Source organism: Candidatus Jordarchaeum sp., from assembly GCF_052745115.1.
This window is the reverse complement of record NZ_JBRAKS010000298.1, coordinates 1-4870: the sequence shown is the minus strand read 5'-3', so window position 1 is coordinate 4870 and position 4870 is coordinate 1. Positions and strand designations below refer to the sequence as shown.

Genomic DNA, 4870 nt, shown 5'->3' with positions numbered 1-4870 from the left:
GATTTAATCCAAACAATTTGCAAAAATCTACTGTTGATTCCTAACAAAGTTTGGAGTGTGAAAATATGGAAGATGAAGTACTTAAAGATCTTAAAAGAAGATATGAAAGAGGTGCCCCTAATTTATTAGGTCGTTTAGTTGCGTATTTATCGGTTGCCTCCATAGTTGCCATAATCCCCATTGTATTCATATCTTATTTACTTCTCGAGGTGGTGCCAATTGATATTCCTTGGTACCTTATAATCTCTCTAGCACCTGTTTACGTTGTCATAGCAAGATGGATTTTTAACCTAACCCTCATTGGCATAGCGCGATTAACATTGAAGCCTGTGGAAGAAGGAATATATGAGATGGAAGCAAGTAATAAGAACATTAGGAACTGGCTAATTAATGGTATTGGAACCACACTAGCTCTACACTACGTGGGATACGAGCCTTTCGGCATGCCCGCTCTAAGTAGTTATGTTCTAAGGCTGCTCGGAGCAAAAATGGGGTATGGAACACAGGCGTCATTCATCGCCGATCCTTACCTAATGGAATTCGGCGACGGAGCAATAGCCGGTGGAGGAACGATTCTATCAGGGCACGCTTTCGCTGGTGGACGACTAATAATTGGAAAAACAAAGTTGGGAAGGAATGTAACGGTCGGAGCCAATAGCGTCCTGTTCCCCGGTGTGGAAATTGGTGACAACAGCATTATAGCCACGCTGTCCACGGTGCCTTATAAAACCAAAGTTCCACCAAACCAATTATGGGCCGGTAACCCTGCACATCAAGTCGGAATAGTGGGTAAAGACGGAAAAATTAAAATGTTAGAAAAGAAAAAAGGTTAACTTTGTCCCATAACTAGAATTATTCAGAATAAAAGTAAAATCTATTTTCTCTAATCCCTTCTTTTATTCACTTAGCCAATATGAGAATCGAATCAGACTTGTTTAGATTCGTATGGGAGAAAAGGCTATTTTACCATAAAAAATTTAACTCAATTAGGAATACTCCATATCATTGGTAGTGGATCTTAATGGAAAATTTAAAAGTAATGATATTAGACTCGACACTGCGTGAAGGGGAACAAACTCCCGGCGTTTCCTTCAGAGTAGAAGAGAAAATTGAAATTGCAAAAAAACTAGACGAGATTGGAGTCAGCATGATTGAAGCAGGTTCCCCTATGGTGTCAGAGGGAGTGAAAGAAGCCATAAAAAAAATTGCAAAAGAAAACCTGAAAGCCGATATAATAAGCCACATAAGACCGGTAAAGAGCGATGTGGACTTGTCCTTAGAGTGTGATGTGGACAGAGTAGCCATCTTTATTGGTACATCGAAAAGCCATCGTGAAGCCAAATTGAGAATGAGTAAAGAGGAAATCGAAGAAAGGATCTTGGAAGCAATCAGCTATTCTAGGGATCACGGCTTAAAAGTTCGTTTCACTCCAGAAGACGCCACCCGAACCGAATGGGAATACCTTCTACACATCTGTAAACAAGCTTCTGAGGCAGGAGCCGATCGAATAAGCGTAGCAGACACAGTAGGCATTATGACACCAAACCTGATGTATGACCTGGTCTCAAAGATTCACGCTAACGTAAAAGCAGAATTAGACCTTCACTGCCACAACGATCTAGGACTAGCAGTAGCGAATTGTTTAGCAGGGGTACAAGCTGGAGCGAACGTAGTACATACAACTGTAAATGGGCTAGGAGAAAGAACAGGCATTACACCTCTTTCTGAGGTTGCCGTCGCCCTGAAAGTGCATTTTGATATTGATACTGGGATTAAATTTCCACTTCTTTCCGAATTATCTAGTATTGTGGAAAGATACAGTGGCGTCTACATTTCTCCAAACACACCCATCATAGGTACAAACGCTTTCTCACACAAAGCAGGAATACACACCTCTGCGGTGCTCGTTAATCCGGAAACCTATGAAGCATTCGACCCCTCCATACTGGGTAGAGCAAGAAAAATCATTGTGGATAAATACGCAGGTAAGCACGCTGTAAAGGCTAAGCTAGACGAAATGGGAATAAATGTTAACGAAGACCAACTAAAACAAATAACCATGGGAATAAAGGATCTTGCAGATAAAAAGAAGCGCATAGAAGACTCTGACATCTTAACGGTAACAGAAAAAGTCTTGGGACACAGAGTAAGCGGGGAATCCCCAGAAATGATAAATGGCTTAGTGTTCATCCAAACAGACCCCCACATATACACCACAAATATTATCCGAAGAGTGATCGCCATCAACGGGGTCTCCGAGGCTTACGAGATCAGTGGAGATTACGATATAATAGCACACGTTCAAGCAAAGGACGTAGCAGCACTAAATGAATGCCTAGAAGCTATTAGAAACGCAAGAGGAGTAGAAGCCACAACCACAAAAATAGTTCTAAAACGTTTCCTGAGAAACGCAAAACATAGAGAGGAAGCAAAAGGACTACGGAAAATCTTCGGTTAAAAATTCTTAAAAACATTCACAAAACAGTAACCGGAACTAACCCCAATTTATTAAATTGAAAGTGGAAATTGTTTCAAAATTTAATGTTTTTGTGTTCTGAGAAACAAAAGAAATAAATACCTCTATGTATCCCATTTCTCTAACTTTTGGAGGTATATTTACAATGGGGTATTATCTTCCGATCAAGTAGGAAAAATGGTTCTAAATTCGAAAATACTTTTAAGATAATATACCCCCTACCCCAAGTATACCTACTAATTTTTCAGCGAGGCAACAACCATGCAGAATAAAATAGGCATAGATCAATCCAAATGTAGCGCTTGTAAAATTTGCGAAATATTCTGCGCAGCTTGGAACACTGGAACCGCGAACCCAAAAAAAGCACATATAAAAGTTATAAACAGATTTCCTGAACCCGAAATCCAGTTTCTCGATAGCTGTAACCTCTGTGCGTTTTTAAACGTTGAAATCCCTATTTGTGTAAAATACTGCAATAGAAACGCATTAGTATTGAGGGAGGAAAGCTGAATGGAACTTGGAGGATACACAGGTAAAAATTTGATAATAGACGTCTCTAACAGAAGCTTCAAAACAATTGATTGGCTTGAACAGAAAAACGACTGGCTAAAGCTCATTGGAGGAAGAGGATTCGGGGCAAAAATAATGTGGGAAACCACTGATGCAAAAACCAATCCACTCAGTCCAGAGGGTATAATTACCCTCAACACCGGACCCCTCACCGGTCTACCAGTTCCTGGAGCGGGAAGAATATCAATGTGCGCAATTAGTCCTCAAACAGGAATTTGGGCGGACAGCAGTATTGGAGGAAATGCAGGAGCGGAAATCAAACAGTGCGGTTACGACTCAATTATCATAAAAGGCAAAAGCGAAAAACCAGTATACCTATACCTGCATGATGAGGACGTGGACTTTGAGAATGCTGAACACTTGTGGGGTAAGGGTAGTTTCGAAACTGAAACCATAATAAAGGAGGAGTTAAACAACGATCCAAGCGTATTAACCATAGGCCCCGCGGGAGAAAAACGCGTACTATTCGCGTGTATAACAACAGATTATGGTCGCCAAGCAGGAAGAACAGGAATGGGAACAATTCTTGGATCAAAAAGTGTAAAGGCAGTTGCCATAAATGGAACAAAAGATGTGCCAGTTGCAGATCTAAACAAAATTATAGAGATAACAGAGGAAGCAACAGAATACATGATAAAAAGTGACCCAGAACGCTACAACATCTTTACACGCCACGGCACCACCATGGCTCTGGACTGGGCTCAGGAAGTCGCTTGTCTACCAACCCGCAACTTTCAAGAGAACGTATTTGAAGAATCAGAAAACATAAATGCGGATAGCATGGAACAAAAAATCAAAGTAGGAGACCGAGGCTGCTACTGCTGTCCACTCGCTTGTGGAAAACTAACAAAAACTAAAGTAAATGGAGAACAGGTTTACGTTGAAGGACCGGAATACGAAACCCTCGCCCTTTTGGGTTCAAATCTAGGACTGGGAAATATAGAGGATATAGCAGCAGCAAACTATCTTTGTGACCATTATGGGATAGATACTATATCAACGGGCGTTGTTATAGGATTCGCTATTGAATGCGCCCAGCGGGGAAAAATTTCACTGGACGGATTAAAACCGGAGTGGGGTAATACTGAAACCATATTTAGTCTAATAGAAAAAATAGCCTACCGCAAGGGTCTGGGAAACATATTAGCCGACGGGGTTAAAAAAGCCGCAGAAGCTTTCGGTAATGGCTGCCAATCTATGGCTATGCATGTTAAGGGATTGGAACAATCTGGCTATGAAACAAGATCCACGCCCGGAATGTCCCTAGCATACGGCACCTCCGACATGGGAGCCCACCACAGCCGTTCCACAATCGTGGGATGGGAAACAAGAACCGACCGATTGGGAGTAACCAGAGAAAAAGTTGAAATGCAGATATATCTCCAGCATCAACGCAGCCTGTTTGATGCCTTGGGAACATGTCGATTTCAGTACTGTGAAGCCAAGCTTCCACCTGAGGAGTTTTACCCAAGATATTACGTTGCGGCTACTGGATTAAACATGAACCAAGAAGGATTGCTTCTGGGCGCTGAAAGAATATTTAATCTAACCCGTATGATTAATATTAGACGCGGTGTTTCGAGAAAGGACGATTATCCACCGGCTAGAGTCTTCGATGAAGCATTACCTAGTGGTCCATACAAGGGTAAAAAGATGAGTAGAGAGGAATACGACAAACTCTTAGACATGTACTACGAGATACGAGGATGGAACCACAACGGAACGCCTACAAGAGAAAAACTGCGAGAATTAAACCTTGAGATAGAATAGATTATTTACAGATTCTTCTCAAAACTTCTTTTTAAAGCCTATTTTTAAAATTCA

4 protein-coding genes are annotated in these 4870 nt (G+C 41.3%); all 4 read left to right on the top strand.

What is annotated here, in order from left to right:
- Nucleotides 1-65: 65 nt before the first annotated feature.
- Complete coding sequence (locus tag ACUVXA_RS16445) at nt 66-833, top strand: hypothetical protein (RefSeq protein WP_445872372.1); 768 nt, start codon at nt 66-68, stop codon at nt 831-833.
- Between the two features lie 188 nt (nt 834-1021).
- Entirely contained in the window at nt 1022-2458 is a 1437-nt protein-coding gene (lysS, locus tag ACUVXA_RS16440) for a homocitrate synthase (protein ID WP_445872371.1), read from the top strand.
- A gap of 279 nt (nt 2459-2737) precedes the next feature.
- A complete protein-coding gene (locus tag ACUVXA_RS16435; protein WP_445872370.1) occupies nt 2738-2986 on the top strand; it encodes a hypothetical protein in 249 nt (82 codons plus the stop codon).
- Nucleotides 2987-4816, top strand: coding sequence for an aldehyde ferredoxin oxidoreductase family protein (locus ACUVXA_RS16430; RefSeq protein ID WP_445872369.1), 1830 nt, complete (start codon nt 2987-2989; stop codon nt 4814-4816). It abuts the gene before it with no gap.
- The last annotated feature ends 54 nt before the right edge of the window (nt 4817-4870 follow it).